Annotated in this window: 19 protein-coding genes and 1 tRNA gene; 8 read left to right on the forward strand and 12 right to left on the reverse strand. The window is 64.7% G+C overall.

What is annotated here, in order from left to right; all coding sequences use genetic code 11:
- Nucleotides 1–65: 65 nt before the first annotated feature.
- Complete coding sequence (locus tag FBZ90_RS04790) at nucleotides 66–1,145, reverse strand: hypothetical protein (protein ID WP_145729872.1); 1,080 nt, start codon at nucleotides 1,143–1,145, stop codon at nucleotides 66–68.
- Between the two features lie 66 nt (nucleotides 1,146–1,211).
- Nucleotides 1,212–2,330: a PDDEXK family nuclease gene (locus FBZ90_RS04795; RefSeq protein ID WP_145729873.1), complete on the reverse strand. Its 1,119-nt coding sequence runs from the start codon at nucleotides 2,328–2,330 to the stop codon at nucleotides 1,212–1,214.
- Between the two features lie 96 nt (nucleotides 2,331–2,426).
- On the opposite strand from FBZ90_RS04795, the gene FBZ90_RS04800 reads away from it, so the two are divergent.
- Together FBZ90_RS04800 and FBZ90_RS04805 are read left to right on the forward strand one after the other, a co-directional pair.
- On the forward strand, nucleotides 2,427–2,810 hold the full coding sequence (locus FBZ90_RS04800; protein WP_145729874.1) for a helix-turn-helix domain-containing protein: 384 nt from the start codon (nucleotides 2,427–2,429) through the stop codon (nucleotides 2,808–2,810).
- Nucleotides 2,811–2,902: 92 nt separating this feature from the next.
- Nucleotides 2,903–3,826 (forward strand): SEC-C domain-containing protein, encoded by a 924-nt coding sequence (locus FBZ90_RS04805; RefSeq protein ID WP_145729875.1) that lies wholly within the window; start codon nucleotides 2,903–2,905, stop codon nucleotides 3,824–3,826.
- 31 nt (nucleotides 3,827–3,857) lie between these two features.
- Here the strand turns inward: FBZ90_RS04805 and FBZ90_RS04810 are convergent, their stop codons facing one another.
- Complete coding sequence (locus FBZ90_RS04810) at nucleotides 3,858–4,535, reverse strand: recombinase family protein (protein WP_145729876.1); 678 nt, start codon at nucleotides 4,533–4,535, stop codon at nucleotides 3,858–3,860.
- A 233-nt stretch (nucleotides 4,536–4,768) separates the two neighbouring features.
- On the opposite strand from FBZ90_RS04810, the gene FBZ90_RS04815 reads away from it, so the two are divergent.
- Entirely contained in the window at nucleotides 4,769–5,518 is a 750-nt protein-coding gene (locus tag FBZ90_RS04815; RefSeq protein ID WP_145729877.1) for a hypothetical protein, read from the forward strand.
- Nucleotides 5,518–5,874 carry a hypothetical protein gene (locus FBZ90_RS04820; protein WP_145729878.1) on the forward strand — a complete coding sequence of 119 codons (357 nt, stop codon included), beginning with the start codon at nucleotides 5,518–5,520 and terminating at the stop codon, nucleotides 5,872–5,874. Before FBZ90_RS04815 ends, FBZ90_RS04820 begins: the two co-directional genes overlap by 1 nt.
- A 303-nt stretch (nucleotides 5,875–6,177) precedes the next feature.
- Here FBZ90_RS04820 and FBZ90_RS04825 read toward each other — a convergent pair whose 3' ends face one another.
- The 7 genes from FBZ90_RS04825 to FBZ90_RS04855 all read right to left on the reverse strand — a co-directional run bounded on the left by FBZ90_RS04825 (nucleotide 6,178) and on the right by FBZ90_RS04855 (nucleotide 13,058).
- Nucleotides 6,178–7,194, reverse strand: coding sequence for a replication initiation factor domain-containing protein (locus FBZ90_RS04825; protein ID WP_145729879.1), 1,017 nt, complete (start codon nucleotides 7,192–7,194; stop codon nucleotides 6,178–6,180).
- A gap of 51 nt (nucleotides 7,195–7,245) precedes the next feature.
- Complete coding sequence (locus tag FBZ90_RS04830; RefSeq protein ID WP_145729880.1) at nucleotides 7,246–8,997, reverse strand: site-specific integrase; 1,752 nt, start codon at nucleotides 8,995–8,997, stop codon at nucleotides 7,246–7,248.
- A 99-nt stretch (nucleotides 8,998–9,096) separates the two neighbouring features.
- A tRNA-Ser gene (locus FBZ90_RS04835) sits at nucleotides 9,097–9,186 on the reverse strand.
- Nucleotides 9,187–9,324: 138 nt separating this feature from the next.
- Nucleotides 9,325–10,245 carry an aromatic amino acid exporter YddG gene (yddG, locus tag FBZ90_RS04840; protein ID WP_145729881.1) on the reverse strand — a complete coding sequence of 307 codons (921 nt, stop codon included), beginning with the start codon at nucleotides 10,243–10,245 and terminating at the stop codon, nucleotides 9,325–9,327.
- 36 nt (nucleotides 10,246–10,281) lie between these two features.
- The gene (locus FBZ90_RS04845; protein ID WP_246130154.1) at nucleotides 10,282–10,818 is read right to left on the reverse strand and encodes an NUDIX hydrolase; all 537 of its coding nucleotides are present in this window, start codon (nucleotides 10,816–10,818) and stop codon (nucleotides 10,282–10,284) included.
- Between the two features lie 163 nt (nucleotides 10,819–10,981).
- On the reverse strand, nucleotides 10,982–11,707 hold the full coding sequence (phbB, locus tag FBZ90_RS04850) for an acetoacetyl-CoA reductase (protein ID WP_145729882.1): 726 nt from the start codon (nucleotides 11,705–11,707) through the stop codon (nucleotides 10,982–10,984).
- 175 nt (nucleotides 11,708–11,882) lie between these two features.
- Nucleotides 11,883–13,058 carry an acetyl-CoA C-acetyltransferase gene (locus tag FBZ90_RS04855; protein WP_145729883.1) on the reverse strand — a complete coding sequence of 392 codons (1,176 nt, stop codon included), beginning with the start codon at nucleotides 13,056–13,058 and terminating at the stop codon, nucleotides 11,883–11,885.
- 391 nt (nucleotides 13,059–13,449) lie between these two features.
- Here FBZ90_RS04855 and FBZ90_RS04860 point away from each other — a divergent pair, with 391 nt between their 5' ends.
- Nucleotides 13,450–14,019 (forward strand): TetR/AcrR family transcriptional regulator, encoded by a 570-nt coding sequence (locus FBZ90_RS04860; protein ID WP_145729884.1) that lies wholly within the window; start codon nucleotides 13,450–13,452, stop codon nucleotides 14,017–14,019.
- A gap of 89 nt (nucleotides 14,020–14,108) precedes the next feature.
- Entirely contained in the window at nucleotides 14,109–15,017 is a 909-nt protein-coding gene (locus FBZ90_RS04865; protein WP_145729885.1) for an SDR family NAD(P)-dependent oxidoreductase, read from the forward strand.
- 83 nt (nucleotides 15,018–15,100) lie between these two features.
- On the opposite strand, the gene typA is transcribed toward FBZ90_RS04865, so the two are convergent.
- Nucleotides 15,101–16,921: a translational GTPase TypA gene (typA, locus tag FBZ90_RS04870; RefSeq protein WP_145729886.1), complete on the reverse strand. Its 1,821-nt coding sequence runs from the start codon at nucleotides 16,919–16,921 to the stop codon at nucleotides 15,101–15,103.
- Nucleotides 16,922–17,407: 486 nt separating this feature from the next.
- Between typA and FBZ90_RS04875 the strand changes: the two genes are divergently transcribed.
- Together FBZ90_RS04875 and FBZ90_RS04880 are read left to right on the forward strand one after the other, a co-directional pair.
- Nucleotides 17,408–19,483 (forward strand): autotransporter assembly complex protein TamA, encoded by a 2,076-nt coding sequence (locus tag FBZ90_RS04875; protein WP_145729887.1) that lies wholly within the window; start codon nucleotides 17,408–17,410, stop codon nucleotides 19,481–19,483.
- An 11-nt stretch (nucleotides 19,484–19,494) separates the two neighbouring features.
- On the forward strand, nucleotides 19,495–24,138 hold the full coding sequence (locus FBZ90_RS04880; protein WP_145729888.1) for a translocation/assembly module TamB domain-containing protein: 4,644 nt from the start codon (nucleotides 19,495–19,497) through the stop codon (nucleotides 24,136–24,138).
- A gap of 169 nt (nucleotides 24,139–24,307) precedes the next feature.
- Here FBZ90_RS04880 and FBZ90_RS04885 read toward each other — a convergent pair whose 3' ends face one another.
- Entirely contained in the window at nucleotides 24,308–24,973 is a 666-nt protein-coding gene (locus tag FBZ90_RS04885; protein WP_145729889.1) for a LysE/ArgO family amino acid transporter, read from the reverse strand.
- Nucleotides 24,974–25,030 lie beyond the last annotated feature (57 nt).

Consider the following 25,030-nt stretch of genomic DNA (forward strand, 5'->3'; position numbering starts at 1 on the left):
TTACAGAACCCATTGCCCTTCCCCCCGCACCTAGAGCCATACCCGGCGTGCAATCAATTGCAATTTCAGTGGCGCAGTAGTTCCATCCTGATCCGGTTCAGGTCCTGGAGATTCTCCCCGACCACGTTGATCACCGGATCGGCGGCACTCATGTCCACGCCCTGTGACTCGAAATCAGCCTCCCGGCCCAAGCGCTCGGGATTGATCGCGTCACTCCAAACGCGGCACTTAGCGACCTGGCTACCCTCCGCGAAGAAGACGCCCAGGCCGGTGGCGGCTTCCCATTTCCGGTCTGGCACGAAACGCTCCAGCACCGTCCGCACCGCATTGTTCTGCCGCGCGAAGCGGGCGATGGCGGCCTTCCCCAACCGGGTGAATTGGTCATAGGCATGGAGGGGCAAGCCGTTGACGCAGGTCTCCTGCGGTACGCTCCGCGCTTCCCAGCGGTGAGGCTCGCCGGTGGTGACAGCGGACAGCATGGCGGGGACGAGAACGATGGGGTGCCCCACCCTGCGGATACCAACCCGGGTCGCGGCGACCATGCCGGGCGCGGCTCCAGCGGACTGGAGGGCGTCCATGAGCCCGTCCAGGTCACCGGCGCCCACACGCCGTTCCGGGTACCATTCCACGCCGGAGGCGAACCAAGCGGCGGTGATCCTGTCGGCGATGGGGAGGGAGGCGTCCTCGACCATGCGGACGCGGTCAGCAAGGGGCCTGCTGCCGGCGGCCTCGCGCACCTCCTCCCAGTCGGGGTGACTTCGCGCGGCACAGATCAGATGATCAGCAGACCGGTCCTTAACACCCTCTGCCAAGAGCTTGCAGAGCGTGACCGCCACCCGCGCGTCACCGCCCATCTCCGCCCGCCAGGTCGGGCTCTCGACAGCCGCCGCGCACATGGAAACGGCGTTCTCGTCGCCAATACCAACATCCTCGAAAGCGATGGTCAAAAGGCGGCGCCAGAGCCCGGAGCGATCCAACGGCAGCAACGCCAGGGCGGCACTCGCCGCCTTGGCGGTATCTCCTCGCCTAATGGCTTTCTGTAGAATGCTGAGCCCAATCCATTTATCCGGCAGCGCAAGCGGCTCCATAATCTCGTCGGGCAAAACCAAAAAAGAACAAAGAGAGTCACGGAATAAGTTAAGCATTTGATTCCCCTGATATTGCGAATTAAGGGGATCGTATTACTGGTCAGCAGCCTATCAATTATTATTTTACCGGGACGCGATAGACTTTATTTCAGCGAAATATCGCCGAATTAAAGGGGTTAGAACCTCTGTCATTTTCGCCACTTCGTCAAAAGTGCGGCTGACGGCCTGCTGGTCGCCCATAGCTGGCTGGGGCACGGTGGCCGTGATCAACGTATTCGGTGTCACGCTGGACGATCTGGCCATCACCCCTCTGAACACCCCACCCCACACTGCCTGGTGGGCAGTGAGGAACTCAGGTAGGCCAGGCGCGACATCCGTGCGAAAATGCAGGCGGATGGAGACAACGCCCGCCTTATGCACATCGACCCGGAAATGGAAGTCTCCAAACGGCAGCGGCCAAGATGTCTCCGCGAAGGGGAGCGACATCTGGTTGACCTTACTGCGCAGGCTCCATCCCTTCTGTTCCGCCAGTTCCGTCAGCTTCCGGGCGAGGTTGGAAAAGAGCCACGCGTTATAGCCATTTCCCGCGCCTGGGAGGGCCGTGGAGTCCTGTGATGCCGTTGGGATGGGGGTAGGTAGCCCGGCAGGTAAAATCACATTGGGCGGGGCTTGGGCGGGGATGTCACCCAACACAGTCGCCGTCTCCAACACCTCGGCACTTCCCACGCGGAAGTAGGTGAACGTCATCAGCGCCAAGGGCATCCCGGTGTTGATGAGCAGGACCGCGCTTTCGAATACCCGCGCGTCGAAACTTTCAGCAGCTACAACCAGCCTAAAGGTCGGATTGCCCGCCTTTGACAGCGGGCGGCCGAAAAAGGAACCAAACGCCTGCTCAGCCGGCCGGCCATGAATCTTGTGGGAAAGCTGATCAACGGCATCCCATTCCAGACCCTTGATGAAGCTGGCGTACTCCAGGATTTGGGCAATCACATCGCGGGGAGCCCGTCCCCGCTTCATCTCTACGGCCACCAGCGTGCCGTTGCCGTCGAGGAAAAGGTTGTCGATGGACAGCCCGTGCTTGGTCTGGATCTCCATGCCCAGCGGCAACATGGGACAGCCGGCGTTGATCATGGCTGGGCACTGGTTCACCCAAACCTGAACATCCCTTTCCAGGTGCGTGTCGCTGAACGCCACCCGCACCAACGGCGCCGCCGTTTCCCCACCAACGATGAACAACCCCACGCCGCCCTCCTTGGCACTGTGGAGTCCGTTTTATCGGCTTCGACCAAAAGTCGCTACCATATTACGTGCAATTGATTGCAAACGCATTTTGGGATCATGGTCGATGCGCAGACCCGACTCGATAATCCGGGTCGCATCATGAACTTAAAAATGCACATTGGTCTGAGAGTCAAAGCTGCGCGTCAGCAGGCGGGCCTTACGCAGGAGGCACTAGCCGAGACCGTTGGCAAGGCCACAGAGACCATCTCCAACATTGAGCGCGGCTTCGCGTTGACCGGTCTCGATACCCTGCAGCGCATCAGTGAGGCGGTCGGGTCACCAATGACTTATTTCTTTGAGGGCGTCGGAGAGGGGCGGGAGGCCAGCCAACGGCGACTGGAGAAAGAACTGCAACTCCTAACAGAAGCCCAGGCCCTCGAAGAGAAGGACCTGGATGTGGTTATTTCCCTATCCAAATTGCTCAACGAGCGAGGGCGCTAGGCCCCCTCCCAACACACCACAATTCATTCAACCGATTAACCCAAATCTGTTACCTTGGCATTCGATAATACACGAGCCAGAAGCGCACAATAATGACACTAGTTTTATCATTATTAAATGACGAACAATGCATTCAGATATCAGATAGGAGATTAACTTATAGACACGGCACGCTAACTGACGAAGAAAATAAAGCGATTGCTCTAGTTACCTCCGATGCACGCCTATCTGTCTCATTTTCTGGACTAGCAACGGCAGGCCGCTTCTCAACGAGAGAATGGATATTAGATTCTTTATTTGATTTATCACCACCAGACTACAAAGCAGAGTTAATAATCAAAAGACTCGCACTAAAGGCAACGGAGCTTTTCGAGAAAAATAACCATATACGTCGCCTTGATCCAGCTACAAAGCGCTTAAGTATTTCTTTTTGTGGGTATCACTATGGAATTGATCCGCCACTAGCTGTAACGGCGGCCATATCCAATTTCTCATTCCGACCTGACGGACAAATACTGCCCATTGCATCAAGGGAATTTATCACCTCCTTCACAGAAGAGCGGAGACCAGCTCAAAAAGTTCCGGCGCTGATCCAACGTATTGGCCAATGGACGGCAATGGAGCGTGCCGAAGAGTTGCGTCTACTAAGCATGCTTGAACGTCACGCTTCTCGCAATGCAATCATTAGAGAAGTCTACAATATATTTATGAGAATAGCTGGTGCAGACTTATCTAACGGCACAATTGGAAAGCAACTGAACGTCGTGATTATTCCGCGCAATCCATCAGAAATGATTACATCAGATTATTATTCTTCAATAAATAAACAAGAAACTTACATGCCAGACCTCATTGTCGTTACATCTGATAAAAACAAATCGGTAATATCAGGATTGTCTGTAAAACCTGAAGACCCCAAATCCAGACCAATATCAGTCCCACGCACTAAACCAAACTCACGATGCCCATGCAATAGCGGCCTAAAATACAAGAAATGCCACGGCCGTAATAGATAGAACTTGTAATTTTCTACGTATCAACCACTCTTCATTGATCTAATTTACTCTGATCTATCAACAATCTTCGAACCTGAGCACCAGACCAACTCCCACCCCTCGGAGCGGGAATCATACGATCATTCAGGACCTGAGCTAGCTTTCGTAAGCTACACTCTCCTGTAACCTGTACGTCTCGAACAACGGCCTTCAGATCTTTTGCTCGCAGTTGAGCAGACACGGCGCGGCTTCTGTTTCCTGCTAAACTACCTTCGCTCTGTCGTTTCAAATTTCCGGGCGTTCCCAATTTCACACCACGCATCTTTGCTGCTGCCAAAGCTGCTTTTGTTCTACTACTGATCATCTCCTGTTCATGTTCTGCTACGGCGGCAAGAACATGAATAGTCAGCCGGTTGGCTGCCGCCATGTCACAGGCGACGAACTCAATCCCCGCTTCCATCAGGTTGGCTATGAAGGCGACGTTTCGGGCCAAACGATCCAACTTGGCGATCAGCAGGGTGGCGCCATGGACCCGGCAGAGGGCCAGTGCCTCCAGCAGCCGCGGCCGGTCATTCTTCCGCCCGCTTTCCACTTCCTGGACCTCAGCAACAAGCTCTCCCCCCACCCGGCCTATAAACTGGCCGACAGCCATCCGCTGCGCCCCCAGCCCGAGCCCTGAAGCTCCCTGCCTTGCGGTGGAGACGCGGAGATAGGCGACGTAGCGGGTCATTTCGGGCGGCCCCCCGGCGTTACATTGGGTTGAAGGGTGGTTTAAGGGAATGAAACGGTAACACTGGCCGGGGCGTGTGCAATTGATTGCAAACTGAGCCGGGCGGTTTGTCGGCCACTACGGTGGCACCCTTACCAGACTTCCCAAGGGTTATCACCTATGGGCGGTGGCCTCCGGGGATCGGCGCCATAGATTGAGTCGCGTGGTGGGCCTACGCGCCCGCCGTGCAACTGATGACGGCCAACATCATGCCCACGCCCTTTCCTGCTGATACAACCCAAGAGGCCAACGCCCTCTTGTCCCGGCTCAATCGGCCAGACGGCGCCGGGTGGGTGGATCACCCGCAGTTGTTCAACAAGATGGCCGAGGCCAACGGCAATCCGACCTTGCCAATAGCCGCGTGCCCGACGCACGGCATCGTCGAGCAAGTCTCAAAGGGCTTTCTCAGCTTTCCCCAGGGATGGGCCGGCGGCCTTATCCAGATCGCCATGTTGGCCGGCACCTTTGGCGAAACGCAGAAGCGCCACGCCGTACTGCGCAACCATGTCCTGCATTCGGTTATATCAATGGCCCTCCAGGACCTGGACCGGACAGGCCGCATCCTGAAATGGATAGCCATCAACGTCCTGCCCAAGGACGCCGCTTTCATCGCGGCCCGATTCGGGGGAGCGGCATTCACCGCCTACGCCCTGCGCCTCCGAAAGCTGAACGATACGGCGAGGTATGGTGGCCTGGGCCTAAATTTCATCCTGGCCAGTTATGGCTCCGCCATCCTGGGTATCGCCAAGGGAGACCGGCAACTGCATGCCATCGCATACTCTATTCTGAGCGGCCGCTATGATGGGCTGTGCGTGCCGGTCGATAAGATGGAGCGCGAGCTGAAGGACATGGACATCAAGGACACGGGCCCGATGGTGGATGCGCTCAAAGGCATCCTGAACTTCGCGCAGGACGCCGAAACCCAGGGCGCGGAGCAGCACTGATGGCCTTCATTCCCTCCCGTGCCTGCCCGTCCTGCAGCAATCGGACGATACCCGCCGGCAAGTCGCGCGATCTGCGCCGCTCCCATCCGTTCACCTGTCCATCCTGCGGCGCCCAGGTTTATATGAAGTGGCGCCCAGCCCATGAGCTATGGGCTGGCCTGGTCATCTATCTCATGCCGCTTATTGCCCTCTATGCCTTCGTGTTCACGGACAACGGCTGGGTGGGCGGTGGGGTGGCTCTGGCCTTTCTGGTGCTCGGAATAGCAGTAGACCTTTTCCTGTGGCCCTTGGGCGTTCTGAAGCCAGGCGCTGGTAACTTGAGGGGCGACGTCCATCACCAGGCGGCAGGTGAATAGAGCACCTCACGCCTGTAGCTCTATGCGTTGACTTGCCCCCATCGTCGTTCCCATGAGGAGCGGTGTGCAATCAATTGCACGCTGTCTTTCTGGCGGCCCGGGAGGGGGTGATTTCCCCCTAACTATTGCACCCTCGAGCCTGGGCGGGACGGACACGTAAGCGCTTATAATTTCGATATAAAACCCTAGGCAGGTCGCAAAATGCGCTTGTGACTTTACCCCACCATAGGGTCGATCTAGGCGCTGCCCCGCCCGGTGAGGGCTTAGGACACCCCAAGGGACAGATCATCCTGTCTCCAGGACCTATGGCAGGAGGCCGGAGCCATGGACCACTTCTCCCCACATCCCCCAGAGTTTTTGAGCGTCCCAAATATGGTTCTCCTCACATCCCTTCTTGAAGCCTATGGCGTAGTTCTCCCGCGTAACACCGTCGCTGATGAGCGATAGGGCCGCTTGGAGCCCTCGCAGGCGCACGCTATCAAGGAAGTGGGACCAATGGTGTGGGGTGAGATCTAGCGAGGGGCCGGCCAAGGGCCATTGGACGGTCAACTTATTGAGGGGGTTCTTTAATGTCCCCAGCTTCACCAGCGGACGTGAGGATTTGACGTGGAGTTCGACCCTTGCGTGGCTCACGTTCTTGAAGACAAGCGGCTGCCCATTGTCCAGCAACTGCTGCTTCTTATCGTAGATATACCCCGGAGCGGGACCGCTTTTCTTTTTCCCCACGTACAGGGTTTCCAGTTGCCCCACGCTAGAGAAGTAGGCGAGCGTCTTCCCCCCATTGCCATAGGTGACGTGGACATCCTGGATAGGGACGTCGATGAGATCAACCGCAATATCAAGACGGGTCACTCGAACCTTCGGCAGCAGTTCGTGCAGAAAGTAGGCCCCAGAAAGCAGCGCGAGAAGATGGCTGTAAACGAAGGATATCCCCGCTTTTCCCAGCTTATGAGGGTTGAACTCCATACGGAGAAAGGCCGCGCCGGGGAGCTTGGGTTTCGCTTCGATCAAGGCATTTTGGCCTGATGGCTCATGCGTGAGCAATGCGCGGGTTTGGTAGTATGGGGCCTTCTTGGAAACGGGCGCGCTGGTGTAAGGCCCCTTCTCATCTTCAGCGGCAATCAGGTTGGCCTGGACAAGATTCTGTAGATCTGGGTCAAGGTCTTTTACCGTGAGGGTGATCTTATCAATCTTGGGTCTGCACACTACCCAGAGACCTGGCTTGTGATAAGCGTATTCACCAAGCGGTATGATGACCTTGTTAGAGGAAGATACCTTGAACTGATAATTAACAGGCAATCCGCTCTCCTGAATTAACATATCACATTATCGCCCAACATCAAACGATGTCGGATTTAACAAAGTCCCTGATTAAGTATCCGTCGTAGACTGGTGGGACTCCGAAAAGAGGTGCGAAAGATCGACCTCGAATTTGACCATACTCATCGCTTCAGCTAGCTGCTTAATTGACGGCTTAGAACCATAAGCGGCGTGAACGCTGCTGTCCGCGTGCCCCATCAGGGCATAGCTCAAGCTGACCTGAACACCACCTTTATCAAGCGCATTCTTGAAATTATGGCGGTACGAGTGGAAAGCGGTTTTTTCTGCCCAGGCATCGATCTCCCTGACATAACGCCCATACCATTTGCTGAAAGCGTCTGAAAAATCCTTACCGGTTCCCTCGTTTATGTCCGGAAAGAGAGGCCCCTTGGGGGCTTTCTGACGAAGCGCGCCCACATAGCCCATGAATCCAAGATCCACCAGCCCAGGGTGGATGGGAACCTCCCGCTTACTGGATTCTGTTTTGAAGTTCTTCTTTTCCCCGCCGTATTGGTTCAGATCGAAGAAGACGCAGCCGTCTCTCTCCTTGATGTCCGATACAAGCAATTGAACAATCTCCCCAAGGCGGGCGCCCGTGAACAGGGCGACGAGGGGAATCCAGTATCGGCCGTCACGGACGATCAGGCTTCCGGGGGTGGACCGGCGGCCCAGGGACTTGCTGCCGGTGTACACAGGGGAGGAAAAAATCTTATTCAGTTGTTCCGGGCTGTATGGGTACCGGGCCTCGGACGCTGGTGGTGGCGCCGGCAGCGTCAGCTTCTCCCCCGGAACCTTCTGCAGATAGTCCTCGGCCACACACCAGTGAAAGAAGGTGCGCTGCATCCCAAAATACTTGTCCACGGTCTTAAGCGAGAGCGTCTTTTCGCCAGGAGGCAGCGCCACCAACTCCTTAAGGGACATCCCTTTCAGGTGCGCCATCTTGGAGTAATTAGCAGGAATTTTCAGGAGCATGTCCCGAAATTCCTTAACGTGGGACGTCGCAACCTTGTCGACCGGGCAATCTGGACCGATGACCTCCAACAGCCATCGCAACACGCGCTCATAGTCCTTTCGCGTATCCTCCTCCCACTCACCCTTGCTCTTCAGGGCCACGAACTCCCGCTGGACCTCGCTTAGCGTCTTCCCCTGTGGGGCGGGAATAGCTTCAGGCGGCTCTTGGCCGGGCAAAAGGGGGAGCGGTGGATAATTTTCGACGCTCAGTCCCTGGAACAACGGATCACCGGGGCTGGTATTCCAGGGGCGCCCTTCCAGCCTGGCCACCTGTATCCGTAGCGACTCGATCTCGGCCCGCAGCACCCCCTCGTACAGGTCCGCAAAGCCAGAGGGTGATACGGCCTTGGGTTCGACCCCCGCGCCGGCGAGGATGTCCATCGCCGCGCCCTTGATAACCTGGCGGAACTGTCGGCTCGTCAGTTCCTTCCTCAGGGCATCCAGATCCCGCTGGGTAAGAGCCGTCTCCTGCTCAAAATCAGCCATCGCGTCGTCCCGCATACAGGCGATGGTTTCCTTGCCCTTATCGATCAAGCCCTGGAAGTAGCCGCGTACCAGGGCCTGTAGCTTCTCGTGGCTCAACTCTTCCATGTGGCGTAGCCGTGCAATTAATTGCTCAAAGTCGCCGCTTAGCCGGCGCGCCAGGAGTTTAGCAACGGCAGGGTCCCGCGTCCGCAGCGATCCCTTGAACTCCAGGAAGCCTGTTCGGCGGAAAATGTCCTTGGGAACGGCCATGCGGAACCAGAACGTGGTGTTCCGGATGACTAGGTGGGGGACATGGGAATAGGCCATGGCAGCATCCGTGCTGTACCACGGTTCTGTACCACTGGCGCGACTCAGGGATTTTCGGGGAGCATAAGCCTTTGTTTAAGAAGGCTTGAGCTAAGGAAATGGCGGAGAGGGTGGGATTCGAACCCACGGTACCATCGCTGGTACAACGGTTTTCGAGACCGCCCCGTTCGACCGCTCCGGCACCTCTCCGTATCCATTCCCGTGTCCGGCCCCCGTTTTGCTGTCGAACGGGAAAGGGGCCGGCTGGCGAAGCGGCGCGGACCCTAGCGGATGCGGGGGGCTTGCGCAAGCGGTATGTGAGCGAAAAATGTCAGTGCTGACAGGGCTTCAGATGGGGGCCTTCCAGCGGCGGGGCTTCCAGCTGGCGATAACGGCGCCGGCGATGATCAGCAGGCAGGAGGCGGCGACCACGCCGCTGGCTTGGGCGCGCCCCGCCAGGATCAGCAGCAGGGTGGACAGCAGCGGCGTGGCGTAGCTGAGCGCACCCAGGGTGTGGATGTCGCCCTTCTTCATGCCGATGTCCCAGACGAAGAAGGCGGCGCCCACCGGCCCCAGGCCCATCAAGGCCAGCAAGGTCCATTGCCCGGCGTCGGGCACCACCGTCGCCTCCAGCGCGCCATGGCAGAGGGCGGACAGGGCGGCGGTGGCCAGGCAGAAGAAGGCCACGGCATCGGTGGGCACGGCCCCCAGAAGGCGCGACAGGGTGGAATAGGCCCCCCAGGTGACAGCCGCCCCCGCCGCCGCCAGGAAGCCCGGCAGATAAGCGGGGTCCACACTCAGGCCCCGGCCACCGGTGACCAGCAGGCCGGTGCCGGCCAGGCCGACCAGGGCGCCCGCCAGTTGGCGCCGGCCCAACCGCTCGCCCGGCAGCAGGCCGGCGAACAGCACGATGAGCAGGGGCCACAGATAGTTGATGAGGTTGGCCTCCGCCGCCGGCGCCGACTTCAGCGCCAGGAAGTACAGGAAGTGATAGCCGAACAGCCCACCCACCCCTAACACCCAGGCCACCGGCGGCTGGCGCAGGGCCGCCCAGGGCGATCGGCCGCGCGCCATCATCCAGACGATGCCGATGAGGCCGCCGACGGCGAAGGCCACCGCCTCGGTCTCGAAGGGCGGGATGGGGCCGGTGAGCGTGGTCAGCAGCGCCAGCGTGGACCACAGCAAGATGGCCCCCGCGCCGATCAGCGTCGCCCGCCGCGCGGCCGTGCCGCCGGCCGCCACCCTATCATCCGCTGCCGTATCAACCATGCCCCGCCCCTTGCCCCAATATCCCAGGGGAGGATCCTAACCGGCAGTCGCCCGTGCCGCCCAGCCCAAATCCACCACCGCCTTGATCGACGGCCAGGTCACCAGCCGCTCGCAGGTTTCCCGGTCGGCCCACAGCGCCGCTGCCGCATCATCGCCCGCCACGGGCTCACCCCCCACATACTCCGCCATGATCTCCACGATGGTGAAGTGGAAGCGCACGCGCGGTTCCACCGCCGGCCCGGCGCCTGCGGGTCGGGGGTCGCGGGTGATGCCGTCCACCGCCGTCAGGACGGTGTAGGGGCGGCAGGCCACGGCCGTTTCCTCCCGCACCTCCCGCGCCGCCGTCTGGAACAGGGTCTCCCCCAATTCCTGGCTGCCGCCGGGCAGGCACCACTCCCCCGCCAGAGGCGCCTTGGCGCGGCGGATCAGCAGCAGTTGGTCCCCCTTCCACACCAGCACGCCCACCCCCACGCGGGGCTGGTCGGGGTAGAGATGCGGCGAGGCGGACGGCGGGTTGGTCATGATTTCACCAAAGACGAAGGGCGGGCCCGTCACCGGACCCGCCCCCGTCATACCTCAAAGCCCGCCCACCGGGCCAACACCTCGCGCCACATCCGCTTCCCAAATTTCCTAGGCCGCGACCGCGGCCGCCGGAGCGTTTTGGGGAGCGTAGCGGACTGAAACGCGAGGACGAGCCAAGGCCACGGATGTGGCCGCCCGGCGGCTGAGGGATCTCTTAATACATATGTTGGCCGCCGTTGATGGACAGCGTGGAGCCGGTGATGAAGCCGGCATCGTCGCCCACCAGGAACAGCACGCCGCGGGCGATCTCCTCCGCCTTGCCCAGACGGCCGACCGGGATCTTGGCCACGATCTTTTCCAGCACGTTCGGCGGCACCGCGCGCACCATGTCGGTGTCGATGTAGCCGGGGGCGATGGCGTTGACGGTGACGCCCTTGGCCGCCCCTTCCTGGGCCATGGCCTTGGTGAAGCCGTGGATGCCGGACTTGGCGGCGGCGTAATTCACCTGGCCGTACTGGCCGGCCTGGCCGTTGATCGAGCCGATGTTGACGATGCGGCCGAAGCCGCGCGCCCGCATGCCGTCGATGGCCACGCGGCAGGTGTTGAAGCAAGAGGCGAGGTTGGTCTGGATGACCTCGTTCCACTGCTCGAAGTCCATGCGGTGCAACACGCCGTCACGGGTGATGCCGGCGTTGTTGACGATGATCTCGATCGGGCCCAGGTCGGCCTCGATCTTGCCCATGCCATGACGAACGTCCTCGAAATTCGCCACGTCGAAGCGATAGGCGGGGATGCCCGTCCGCTCCGTGAACTCGCGCGCCTTCTGCTCGTTGCCGCCGTAATTGGCCGCAACCTTGTAGCCGGCGTCCCTCAGCGCCACCGAGATGGCCTCACCGATGCCGCGGGTACCACCCGTCACCAATGCAACACGCGCTGTCATCTAGTCCTCCCCTTTTTTCACGAGTCAGAATACGACCATGGAGCGTCACGCTTCAGGAGGATCGGCATCCGGCCCCCCAGCCCCGGACCGGCGCGACGATATCGCGCCAGCCCAAGGTAAAACCTAGGTGGTTGCGCAGCCGGAAAGATCAATTCCGGTCGCGCAACCGCATCACTCAGTCGCGGGCCACGCACAGGGCGATGCCCATGCCGCCGCCGATGCACAGCGTCACCAGGCCCTTCTTGGCGTCACGCTTCTGCATCTCATGCAGCAGGGTCACCAGGACGCGGGCGCCCGAGGCGCCGATGGGGTGGCCCAGGGCGATGGCGCCGCCGTTGACGTTCACCTTGTCCTCGGGCCAGCCCATGTCCTTGTTCACGGCGCAGGCCTGGGCGGCGAAGGCCTCGTTCGCCTCCACCAGATCCAGGTCGGCCACGGTCCAGCCGGCACGCTGCAGCGCCAGCTTGCTGGCCGGGATCGGCCCCGTGCCCATGATGGACGGGTCGACACCGGCGGTGGCCCAGGAAACGATGCGGGCCAGCGGCTTCACCCCGCGCTTGGCGGCGTTCTCGGCGGTCATCAGCACGACGGCTGCGGCGCCATCGTTAATGCCCGAGGCATTGCCGGCGGTGACCGTGCCGTCCTTGGCGAAGGCCGGGCGCAGCTTGGCAAGGGTTTCGGCCGTGGTGCCGGGCTTCGGGTATTCGTCCGCCTCGACCACCACGTCGCCCTTGCGGCCGGGCACGGTGACGGGGACGATCTCATCCTTGAAGCGGCCGGCCTTCTGCGCCGCCTCAGCCTTCTGCTGGCTGGCGGCAGCGAAGGCGTCCTGCGCCTCGCGGCTGATTTCCCACTTCTTGGCCACGTTCTCGGCCGTGGTGCCCATGTGATAGTTGTTGAAGGCGTCCCACAGGCCGTCCTTGATCATGGTGTCCACCATGCTGGCGTCACCCATCTTGGTGCCGTTGCGCAGGTGGATGGCGTGGGGGGCCTGGCTCATGCTTTCCATGCCGCCGGCCACCACCACCTCGGCCTCGCCCAGGCGGATGGCCTGGAAGCCCTGGGCCACGGCACGCAGGCCGGACCCGCAGACCTGGTCCAAGGTGTAGGCGGTCCGCTCCACCGGCACCCCGGCGGCCACGGACACCTGGCGGGCGCTGTTCTGGCCGGTGGCGGCCTTGAGCACATGGCCCAGCACGACCTCGGACACCTCGGCGGCGTCGACGTGGGCGCGGGCCAGCGCCTCCTTGACGGCCACAGTGCCCAGGGCCACGGCCGTCAGGCTGCTGAGCGCGCCGTTGAAGCTGCCGATGGGCGTGCGCACGGCACCGGCGATGACCACTTCGACCATGATGTTTCCTCTCTTCCCGAACGATTTCATGCCCCGTCTATCTTGGGGCGGCCCGCCCCGCCGGCGCCCCTGTCAAGGTTAACGGGGCCGGCGGGAAAAGGCGGTGGAAATTCCGGTGGGGCGGCATTTGGCCATCCCCGGTTCCTAGTCTTGGCCATTTACCAATCCGGGTGCAAGCATGCTCGCCAGCCGCCGCACCACCAAAGCGCGAAACACCCTTGCGCCACATTACGTCCTTCACCCGGAAACTTAACTTGCACGCGTCCCGTCCGCGCTGATTCGGATCAAATGAGGCGCGCGCGATCCTCTGTGACGCCGCACACTGGCACCCGGCGCTCGAGGAGGCTATATTGAGTGCGCACTCATTCTTTAACCTCTGCATGTTCAACTCATGGCCCGGCCCAAAAGCGAAGAGAAACGCGACGCCATCCTGGCGGCTGCCGTCCAGATCATCGCCGATCAAGGCCTGGGCGCCCCCACCGCCCGCATTGCCGGCTTGGCCGGCGTGGCGGAGGGCACGCTGTTTACCTATTTCGCCACCAAGGATTTGCTGCTGAACCAGTTGTACCTGGGGCTGAAGGCGGAACTGCGCCAAGCCATGATGGCGACCTATCCCGCCGACGCCCCCCTCCGTGACCGCTTGCGCCACATCTGGGACCGCTATGTCGATTGGGGGGTCCACAATCCCGCCAAGCGCCGGACGCTGGCGCAGCTGATCGTGTCGGACCGCTTGGCGACCGAAACCCGGGCGCTGGGCAGCGAGGGATTCGCCCGCATCGAGGACATGGTGCGTGAGGGCGTAGCCCAAGACCTGATGCGGGAACACCCCCCCGACTTCGCCGCAGCCATCCTGGCCTCGCTGGCCGAAACCACCATAGATTTCATCCTGCGGCGGCCGGACAGCGCCGAGAACTACCGCGCCGCCGGCTTCGACGCCCTCTGGCACGCCATCGGCCGCTGATGGTCGACACGTAGGCGCCGGCCCGATTTTTAAGTCTCAAAAATGAGTGATTGATCACTCATATTCCCATCATCCACGAAGGAGCGATCATGACCGACACTTCCAAGGTTTGGCTTGTCACCGGCAGCGCCGCTGGCCTGGGCCGCGACATCGCCGAGGCGATTCTGGCCGCCGGCCACCGCCTGGTCGCCACCGCCCGTCAGCCCGAGCGGCTGGCCGATCTTCATACCCGGTACGGCGATCGGGTGCGCCCCCTGGCGCTGGACGTGACGGACGCTGCGGCCGCCCATGACGCCGTGGCCCAGACGGTCAAGGCTTTCGGCCGCCTGGATGTGGTGGTGAACAATGCCGGCTATGCCGACATCGCCCCGTTCGAGCAGATGGACCTGGACGTCTTCCGGGCGCAGATCGAGACCAATCTGATGGGCGTGGTGAACGTCACCCATGCGGCGGTGCCCGTGATGCGGGCCCAGAGATCCGGCCACATCCTGCAGGTGTCCTCCGTCGGCGGGCGGGTGGGCCGGCCGGGGCTCAGCGCTTATCAGGCAGCCAAATGGGCCGTGAGCGGCCTGACAGAGGTGCTGGCGGGGGAACTCAACGCGCTGGGCATCCAGATTTGCGCGCTGGAGCCCGGCGGCATGCGTACCGGCTGGGGCCCCCGTTCCCTGCGTGACATGCCGGCGATATGGCCCGATTACCAGCCCACCGTGGGCGCCTTCATGGAGATGTATAAGCCCTACATCGGCAATGAAGCCGGCGATCCGGCCAAAGTCGCTCAGTTGATCCTGCGCCTGGCCGACCACCCCACCCTGCCCCCGCACCTGCTGCTGGGCAGTGACGCGATGCATTTCTTCAGCCTGGCCGATGCTGAGCGCGCGGCCCAATTGGCGGCGTGGAAAGCGGTCAGCCTCTCCACCGACGTCACTTACGAGGGGCCCGCCCCCATCCTGCCAGAGACGGCGCCCCAGGCGAGAATATCGTTGCCCACCCGCGCGTAGAGGCGGCCGCCCCAAAAACGAAACCCCGCCCACTGGAGTGGTGGGCGGGGTTTCAAACGCAATCAAACCGGCAAAGCCAGCGATCAGCCGGCTTCGGCCTGCTTCTGGGCGCGCTTGCGGTCGGTCGGGTCCAGCAGGCGCTTGCGCAGGCGGATGGACTTCGGCGTCACTTCCACCAGCTCCTCGTCCTCGATGTAGGCCAGGGCCTTTTCCAGGGACATGTCCATCGGGGTGGTCAGGCGCACGGCCTCATCCTTGCCGGCGGCGCGGATGTTGGTCAGCTGCTTGCCCTTCAGGACGTTCACTTCCAGGTCGTTGCCGCGGCTGTGCTCGCCGATGATCATGCCCTGGTACACCTTGGCGCCCGGCTCGATCATCATCGGGCCACGGTCTTCCAGGTTCCACAGGGCGTAGGCCACGGCCTCACCCTCACCGTTGGAGATCAGCACGCCGTTGCGGCGGCCCTGGATGGGGCCCTTGTACGGGGCGTAGCCGTGGTACAGGCGGTTCATCAGGCCGGTGCCGCGGGTATCCGTCAGGAACTCGCTCTGGTAGCCGATCAGGCCGCGCGAGGGCACGTGGAACACCAGGCGCACCTTGCCGCCGCCGGACGGACGCATCTCCAGCATGTCGCCCTTGCGCTCGGAAATCTTCTGCACGACGGCGCCGGAGAATTCCTCGTCCACGTCGACCACGACTTCCTCGATCGGCTCCATGCGCTGGCCGTTCTCGTCCGTCTTCAGCAGCACGCGGGGACGGGAGATCGACAGCTCATAGCCTTCGCGGCGCATGTTCTCGATCAGGATGCCCAGCTGCAGTTCACCACGGCCGGCGACCTCGAACGCGTCGGCGTTCTCGGTCTCGCGGACGCGCAGGGCGACGTTGCCCTCGGCCTCACGCATCAGGCGGTCGCGGATCATGCGGCTGGTGACCTTGTCGCCTTCGCGGCCGGCCAGCGGGCTGTCGTTGACGCTGAAGGTCATCGCCAGGGTCGGCGGGTCGATGGGCTGGGCGGCCAGCGGCTCGGTCACCGACGGCTCGCAGATGGTGTCGGCCACGGTGGTCTTGGTCAGGCCGGCGATGGCGACGATGTCACCAGCCTGCGCCTCTTCCACGCCCACGCGCTCCAGGCCACGGAAGGCCAGCAGCTTGGAAATGCGGCCCTGCTCGATCAGCTTGCCGTCGGCGCTCATCGCCTTGATGGCCATGTTGGCCCGGGCGACGCCGGTCTGGATGCGGCCGGTCAGCAGGCGCCCCAGGTAGGGATTGGCTTCCAGGGTGGTCGCCAGCATGGTGAAGGGGGCGTCAACGTCGACCTTGGGGGGCGGCACGTGACGGCGCACCAGCTCGAACAGCGGGCGCATGTCCTCACGCGGGGCATCCAGGCTTTCCGCCGCCCAGCCGTTGCGGCCCGAGGCGAACAGGGTGGGGAAGTCCAGCTGCTCGTCGCTGGCGTCCAGCGCCGCGAACAGGTCGAACACCTCGCTGTGGACTTCGTCGGGGCGGGCGTCGGAACGATCCACCTTGTTGATGACGACGATGGGCTTCAGGCCCAGCTTCAACGACTTGCCCAGCACGAACTTGGTCTGGGGCAGCGGGCCCTCGGCGGCGTCGCACAGCAGGATGACGCCGTCGACCATGCTCAGGATACGCTCCACCTCACCGCCGAAGTCGGCGTGGCCAGGGGTGTCGACGATGTTGATGCGGGTGCCTTCCCACAGGACGCTGGTGCACTTCGCCAGGATGGTGATGCCGCGCTCACGTTCCAGGTCATTGCTGTCCATGGCGCGCTCGGCAACTTGCTGGTTGTCGCGGAAGGCGCCCGACTGGCGCAGCAGCACGTCAACCAAGGTGGTTTTGCCATGGTCGACGTGCGCGATGATGGCGATGTTACGCATATCCATTGGACGCTAATCCCGCGAAGCTGGGGCCCGGTCCAAAAACGCGACGTGCGCCTGGCGATGGCCCAAAAACAAAAGCCCGCCCCCTGACGCATCGGCGCCGGGACCGGGTTTCACGGAGCGGAATATAGCTATTGGCAGGGTCGGGAGAAAGACCTGCCGAAGGGGGTTGGACGCAAGAGGGGGTTACGGGTACCGCAAGGCAGACTATAAATTCGCCATGATTTTGTGGGTTAACCTCATGCGCGCGGAGCGTTTTTCCTGAATCGGGAGAATGCGCCCCGCCGTCACCGTCACAAAGACTTAACGCTGGACGCCGGCGGATGGGTCGAAAAACCATGGAGGCCCGTCCCCTTCCTGGCCCTTACCGCCGGCCCCCCTTACCGCCGGCCTCTATAAGCCCCACTCCACCACCCGCAGCCGTTGGAGCCCGCGTCGCCCTTCGCCGTCCCCCGCCTTCAGCCCCGATCGCCGGTCCGTCCGACCGCGTTGGCGCTGCTCTCTACCCTGTCCCTGGCCTGCTGGTCCGCACAGGGCCACGCCCAAGGTGCGCCCACTAGTGCGCCCACGGGGCAGCAGCCCCAGGTCGGCGCCGCGCCCGCGACCGATGCCGCCAAGGCGGCCCCGGCGACCGACGCGGCTGCCGGGGCCGCCTCTGGGACCACAACCGGGACCGCCACCCAGCCGGACACGCCGGGCGATGACGACACGCCGGGGGCCGTGCTGGCGCGCAAGGCGGAACAGGAGCCGGACGGCGCCACCCACCAGCCGGACGCGGAGCCGCCGCCGGCCACCTACACCGTCGATTTCCACCCCGCGCCGGGGGTCGAGGCCGATGACGGCCTGATGGACGTGCTGCGCAGCGCCTCCTCCCTCATCACGCTGCAGAACGATCCGCCATCGTCCCTGCTGGGGCTGGAGAAGCGCATCGACAACGACTACGAGAAGCTGGCCGCCGCCTTGCGCTCCGAAGGGTATTTCGACGGCAGCGTCATGGTGAAGGTCGATGCCGACGCCAAGCCGGTGGCGGTGGTCATCGAGGTGACGCCGGGCCGGCGCTACACCATTTCCAAGGTGACGCTGAGCATGCCCGACGGCTCCCCCCCGCCGGGCGGGCCGCTGGACCTGTCCAAGCTGCACCTGAAGCCGGGCGATCCCGCCCGGGGCCCCGCGGTGCGCGACGCGGAGGCGGCCGTGGTGCCCCTGATGGCCGCCCGCGGCTACGCCCGGGCCAAGGTCGGCCAGCGCGACCTGGCGGTGGACGTGCAGGCCCACACCATGGCCGTGGCCTTCACCCTGGAGCCTGGCCCGCTGGTCCGCTTCGGCCCCACCACCTTCACCGGGCTGGGCCGCCTGGATCCGGACGTGGCCTATGGCCGCCTACCGTGGAAGGAGGGTGACGTCTACGATCCGGCCAAGGTGGACAAGGCCCGCAACAAGCTGACCGACCTGGGCGTCTTTTCCCAGGTGCGCGTCGTTCTGGACGATGTGCCGGGCACGGCGCAGCCGGACGGATCGCGCGAGGTGCCCATGCTGGGCCAGATGGAGGAACGGCCCCGCCACTTCATCAACACCGGGCTGAACTACGGCACCACCGACGGCGCCGCCGCCACCGCCACCTGGGGCGACCGCAACTTCCTGTGCGGGGCGGAGGCCCTGACCGTCACCGGATCCATCGGCGGCATCGCCCGCAAGAAGTTCCGCGATTCCGACGGCTTGGATTACAGCCTGGGCACCACCCTGAAGAAGCCCGACTTCCTGGAAACCGACACCACGCTGAACCTGTCGGCCCTGGCGGTGTCAGAGCATCCGGAGGCCTATTCGCGTGACGCCCTGACGCTGGGCGCCATCGTCACCCACCCGCTGACGCCCCATCTGACCGCCAGCGCCGGCGTGACGCTGGAACAATCCTCCATCCGGCAGGACCTGACGGGCGATGGCGTGCTGACCACCACCGACAACACCCTGGTGGGGCTGCCGGTGGCGTTGAAGTTCGACAACACCGACAATCTGCTGAACCCCACCCAGGGCTATCGCTGGAACGCCGGCCTGACGCCTTATCTCAGCCCCCTGGGCGATAGCGGCACCTTCGTCATAGGCAACGCGGGCGCAAGCGGCTATTGGGCGGTGGACGACGCCAAGGCCTATGTCATCGCCGCGCGCGTGAACCTGGGCGCGGTCTATGGCGGATCGCTGGCCCAGGTGCCGGCGGACAAACGCTTCTTCGCCGGCGGCGGCGGATCGGTGCGCGGCTACGCCTATCAGAAGGTCGGGCCCCTGGACGTCAACAACGACCCCACCGGCGGCCGCTCGCTGATCGAGACCAGCGCCGAGTTGCGCATCCGCCTGACCGACACCATCGGCCTGGTGCCCTTCATCGACGGCGGCAACGTCTTCGAGTCCGCCTACCCGGACCTGAGCCAGGGCATGCGCTGGGGTGCTGGCCTAGGCGTGCGCTATTTCACCTCCTTCGGTCCCTTGCGCCTGGACGTCGGCGTGCCGCTGGATCGCCGCAGCGGCGACAGCATGTGGCAGCTGTATGTCAGCATCGGCCAGTCCTTCTGACGGAACCCGGCATGTCCGACCCCCCCCAAACGCCCGGTCCCGGCCCTGTATCCCCCGGTCCCCAGCCCCCGGTTGGCCCCTCCGTTCCAAAACGATCCTGGGGACGGCGCCTGCTGTCGGCGGGTCATGTCGCGGCCTTCGCCTCGCTGGGTGTCATCGCCGGCCTGGCGGCCGCCGGCGGCATCGGCCTGTGGTGGATGGACACCGATTCGGGGCGCGCCTTCGCCACGCGGCAGGCGGAGGCCAACGTGCCGGGCCTGAAGGTGGAGGGCCTGGCGGGTCTGCCCTTCCACCCCCGGGTGGGGCGCGCCACCCTGGTGGACGTGATCACGGGCAAGCCCTGGCTGATGGTGGAGGACGCGGCGCTGGATTGGCGGCTGCTGCCCCTGGCCCACCGCGAGCTGGCGGTGGACACGCTGAGCGCCAAGCGCATCTGGGTGGCCCAACCGGCCCCGGCGCTGGAAGCGCCGGACGGAACGGTCAAGGATGACACCAATCCCCTGACCCTGCCCGTCAGCATCACCCTGGCCCACCTGGACCTGCCGCGCGTCGAACTGGCGCCCAACCTGGCCGGCGGCCAGGGGGCCGCCCTGTCCACCAGCGGCACCGTGCGGCTGGGCCCCACCCTGGATGGCGATAGCCGCCTGACGCTGACCCAACTGGACGGCGGGGCCGCCCATGGCGACCTGACCGCCCGCTTCACCGCCCCCGGCCTGGCCAGCCCCGGCAGCCTGACGCTGGAACTGCAAGGCCAGGAGGAAGCCGGGGGCCTGGTGGCTCGGCTGGCCGGGCACCCGGAATTGGGGCCCCTGGCCCTGAGCCTGAAGGGTGACGGCCCGCTGGACCGCTTCCAGGCCCATCTGGAATTGAAGGAGACACCGCAGCCGGTCAAGGCGGCGGACGGCACCACCGCCACCCCGCGCGCGGTCAATCTGGTGGCCGACGTGGCCCTGGCCCGCCCCCAAAGCAAGGCCAAGCGTCTGACCTTGGCCCTGAAGGCGGCGCCCGGCCGTCTGCTGGCCGACAACCTGGCCCAGATGGCGGGCGACGCCGCCACGGTACAGGTGGCCGCCACCCTGGCCGACGACGGCACCATCACCCTGGAAAACCTGGATCTAGCCGCCGCCTTTGGCCGCCTGACCGCCAAGGGCAGCCTGAAGGACAAGGGGGGCGACCTGACCCTGCGGCTGACTCCGGCGGCGCCCGAGGCCCTGTCCCCGGTGGCGCCCGGCCTGGCGCTGGGCGGACTGGACGCCGTGCTGCACACCATCGATCCGGCGGCGGGCAAGACAGGCGCCAAGCGGCAACGCACCGTCAGCGCCGACCTGACGGTGGAGGACCTGGGCTACAACGACGCCCATGTGCGCCACCTGACCGCGACCACCACGCTGCGCGAGGACGGCACCCGCCTGCTGCTGGACCTGGCCGCCAAGCTGCAGGGCCTGAACGCGCCGGGCCTGCCCCCGGCTTTGACCGATCATGCCGACCTGGCGCTGAACGGCGCGCTGAACCGGGCCAATGGCGACATCCTGGTGGACAAGTTGGACCTGACGGGCGGCATGGGCCATGTCACCGGCAGCGGCAGCGCCCAGGGCTGGGGCCGCCAGGCGAAGGGCAGCCTGCGCCTGACGGACGGCGAGCTGGCGACCCTGATGGCCCTGACGGGCATGGGCAAGCCCACCCCCAATTCCGACGCCAAGCCGGCGCCAGAGGACGCCATCACCGGCCATGTGGCCGCCACGGTGGAGGGCACGGTGGCCGACGGCGTGGTGGACGGCACGCTGGCGCTGCAGGCGACGGATCTGCGCACCGGCCAGCCGACGGAGGATGCGTTGCTGGCCGGCCGGGCGGAGATCAATGGCCGGGTGCGCGCCAGCCTGGACGGCAAGGACGTGGCCGTATCGCCGTTGACCGTGCGCACGGGCGCCGTGGAGCTGTCCGGCACCGTCACCCTAAAGGACAACACCCTGACGGCGGACCTGAAAGGCAACGGCCAAGTGGTGGGCAACCCCGCCAGCGTCGCCGCTCATGTGGTCAAGACCGGCCCCCGCCTGACGGTGCGCGACCTCACCGCCGCGCTGGGCCCCAACACGCTGCAGGGCGGGCTGGAGGCGGACCTGGACCGGCAGGTGGCCACCGGCAAGCTGGCGGCCACCTTCCCCGACCTGTCCAGCCTGGGCGCGCTGGCCGGTACCCGCCTGGCTGGCCGGGCCAAGGCCGACATCGTGCTGGGCGCCTCCACCCCGGCGCCGGTGCGGCCAACCCGGCAGACCAAACCCCGTCCCGGCAAGGGCCAGGCCGCGCCGTCGGCCGCCAAGCCGACGCCGGCACCCCGAAGCGGCCCCAGGAACGAACAGGGTATGGACCTGAAGGTGGCGCTGGACGACCTGGTGGTGGAGGACCAGCGCATCCAGCAGGCGACCCTGGCCGGCCGCATCGACGACGTGCTGGGCAGCCCCAGGCCCAATGTCACGCTGACGGCGGATGGCATCGAGGCGGGCCAGATCCTGGTGAACAAGGTCACGGCCGCCTGGCGCGGTACCCTGGGTGAAGGCGACCTGACCCTGGCCGTGGACGGCACCACCGGCGTAGGCAGCGTCGGCCGCCGCCGCGCCTTCCAGGTGGAGGCGGCCGGCCACCTGACCCAGCCGCCGGAACCCGCGTCGCCGAAGGCGGCCCGCGCGCCCACCCTGGCGCGCCTGGACCAGCTGGACGGCCGGCTGGACCAGACCACGCTGAAGCTGGCGGCACCGGCCACCGTCACCTTCGCCAAGGGCAGCATCGCGGTGAAGGGGCTGGACGTGGCCCTGGGCACGGGCCGTATCCGTGCCGACTTGGCGCTGAACGGCAAGGAGGTGACGGCCCAGGTGGAGGCGACGGCCCTGCCGCTGGCGCTGGCGGCCCTGGCCGACCCGGCACTGACCCTGGCCGGGACACTGGACGCCAAGGTCACGGCCAGCGGCACCGCCGCCAATCCCACCGCCGACGCCACCCTGAGCATCCGCGGCCTGTCCATGCAGCAACTGGCCGTGACGCTGGACAGTGGCGCGACCCAGTCGCCGGGTGCCGCCACCGAGGCCGACGGCAAGCCGGCGGTCAGCGCCACCGTCGCCAACAACCCGGCCAACGCCACCGGCGCCGACACCACCCCGGTGAAGAAAAAGATGCTGGAGGTGAAGAACAGCACCGACCGTCGGCTGAACGCGGATGCCACGCTGTCCGCCGCCTGGCGCAACGGCCGACTGCACAGCACCCTGGCCGCCCATACCGCCGACGGCGCCGTGGACCTGACCGCCGATGCCGACACCCCCCTGGCCCTGAACCCCGAGACGATGGCGCCGGTGATACAGGGGCCTGTCAGCGCCAAGATCAACGGCCGGACGGAGCTGTCGCGCTACAACGACTTCATGGCGGCGTCCGCCCAGCGCATGGGCGGCAAGGTCTCGGTCGACCTGGCCGTGGCCGGCACGGTGGCCGACCCCAAGGTGACCGGCGCGGTCGACCTGATGGACGCCAAGTATGAGAACGGCGGCACCGGCACCCAGATCTTCGGCCTGAACGCCCATCTGGTGGGCGACGCGCGCGGCCTGGCCATCGAGAAGTTCCATGGCAGCACCGCCGACGGCGGGGCGGTGGACCTGAGCGGGCGCATCAACCTGGGCGATCCGAACGCGCAGGAGAAGGCGCCGATCCTGGACCTGCACGTCACCACCGACAACGCCCGCCTGCTGCGCACCGACCCCATCACCGCCTGGGTGGACAGCGACCTGACGCTGAAGGGGCTGATGAACAAGCCCGACCTGGCCGGCACCGTGCGCCTGCGCGAAACCTGGGTGGGCCTGCCGGACAAGCCCCCGGCCGATGTGGCCGACCTGCCGGTGCGCTACGTCAACGGCCGGCCCCGCCAGCCGCAAGCCCAGATGGCGGCGGCGGGCGGCGGGCTGCTGATCCACCTGAAGGTGGACATCACGGCGCGCAACCGCATCTATGTCCAGGGCCGGGGCCTGACGGCCGAGTTCGCGGCCGACATGCAGGCGCGCGGCACCAGCGCCGACCCCCAGCTGACCGGCCGCGTCTATCTGGTGAAGGGCGATTTCAGCGCCCAGGGCCAGACCTTCACCCTGACCAAGAGCGATATCACCTTCACCGGCGACAGCGACCCCTTGCTGGACGTTTCCGCCTCCTCCACCAAGGCGGACTTCACGGCCATCCTGAACATCACCGGCCGCCTGTCCAAGCCCACGGTGGCGCTGACGTCCGACCCGCCCCGGCCGCAGGACGAAGTGCTGTCGCGCCTGCTGTTCGACCGGCCCATCAGCCAGATCAGCGCCCTGGAGGCCCTGCAGCTGGCCCAGGGCGTGGCCCAGCTGTCGGGCGTGCTGGGCAGCGGCCCCGGCATCATGGACAACGTGAAGCGGAGCCTGGGCGTGGACCGCCTGGAATTCTCCAGCGCCGCCGTGGGCTCTAGCGCCTTCGGCACGGTCACCGCCGGCCGCTACATCAACAGCCGCACCTATATCGGCGTCAGCCAATCGGTGGGCGGCACGGGCACCAACGTCACCCTGGAATACGCCCTGACCTCCCGCCTGCGTCTGAACGGCGCCGTCGGCAGCACGGACGACACCGTGGGCCTGAAGTACCAGTGGGATTATTAGTTTTGGTTACCCCGGCGGAAAAAGCTCCAGCGGGCTGCCAGGCCCGTAGGACGCGACGGCGTCCGCCACAGATTTCCGGGGAGCGTAGCGGACTGGAAATCGAGGAAGCCAAGTCCCCGGATGGGGACGCGGGCGCCTGAGGAATACGAACAAGCCCGGCATCTGAGGGCTATTTACTGATAAACGCCCCGACCAAGTCCTGCAGGGTTTCCGGCACCAGGGAGAAGAAGCTGAGCAGGGCCATCAGGCCGACCACGCCCAGCACCACGCCGGTGCCCCGGTTGATCCACAGGACGATGCGCGGCGTGAAGTGGTGGCGGATGAGGAAGGTGCCGCCGCACAGGATGGACCACCAGGTCAGTGAGCCCAGGAACACGCCCAGGGTCATGGTGCCCGCCTTGGCATGGTCCAGCGCGCCGCCGAAGCCCACGACCACGGTGATGATGCCCATGATGGTGATGGGGTTGGTCACCGTCAGGAACAGGCCGGTGCCGACCGAGCCGATGAGGTTGCCGGCATCGGGCGGCCTGTTCTTGCGCTCGTGCGGTTCCTTCAACAGGGAATGGATGGCGGCGCCCAGCAGGAAGATGCCGCCGATGAGGCGCAGCTCCTTCACATGACCCAGCAGGGCGTCCAGGATGGCGTTGACGCCGAAGGCCGCGACGCCACCGAAGAAGCCGTCAGCCAGGGCGGAGCCGAAGCCGGTGGCGAGACCCGCGATGATGCCCCGCTCCACCGTCCGCCGGATGCACAGCAGGCCGATAGGGCCGACCGGCGCCGCGATGGCCAATCCCAGGACGATCCCCCGGATCAACACGCCGAAATCATCGAACAATGCGGACTTTCCCTGAGAAGTAAGGCAAGCGGCCCCCCCGAAAGGTTCAAGGGCCTG

It is taken from the genome of Nitrospirillum pindoramense, assembly GCF_007827955.1.
Lineage (GTDB): Bacteria > Pseudomonadota > Alphaproteobacteria > Azospirillales > Azospirillaceae > Nitrospirillum > Nitrospirillum amazonense_B.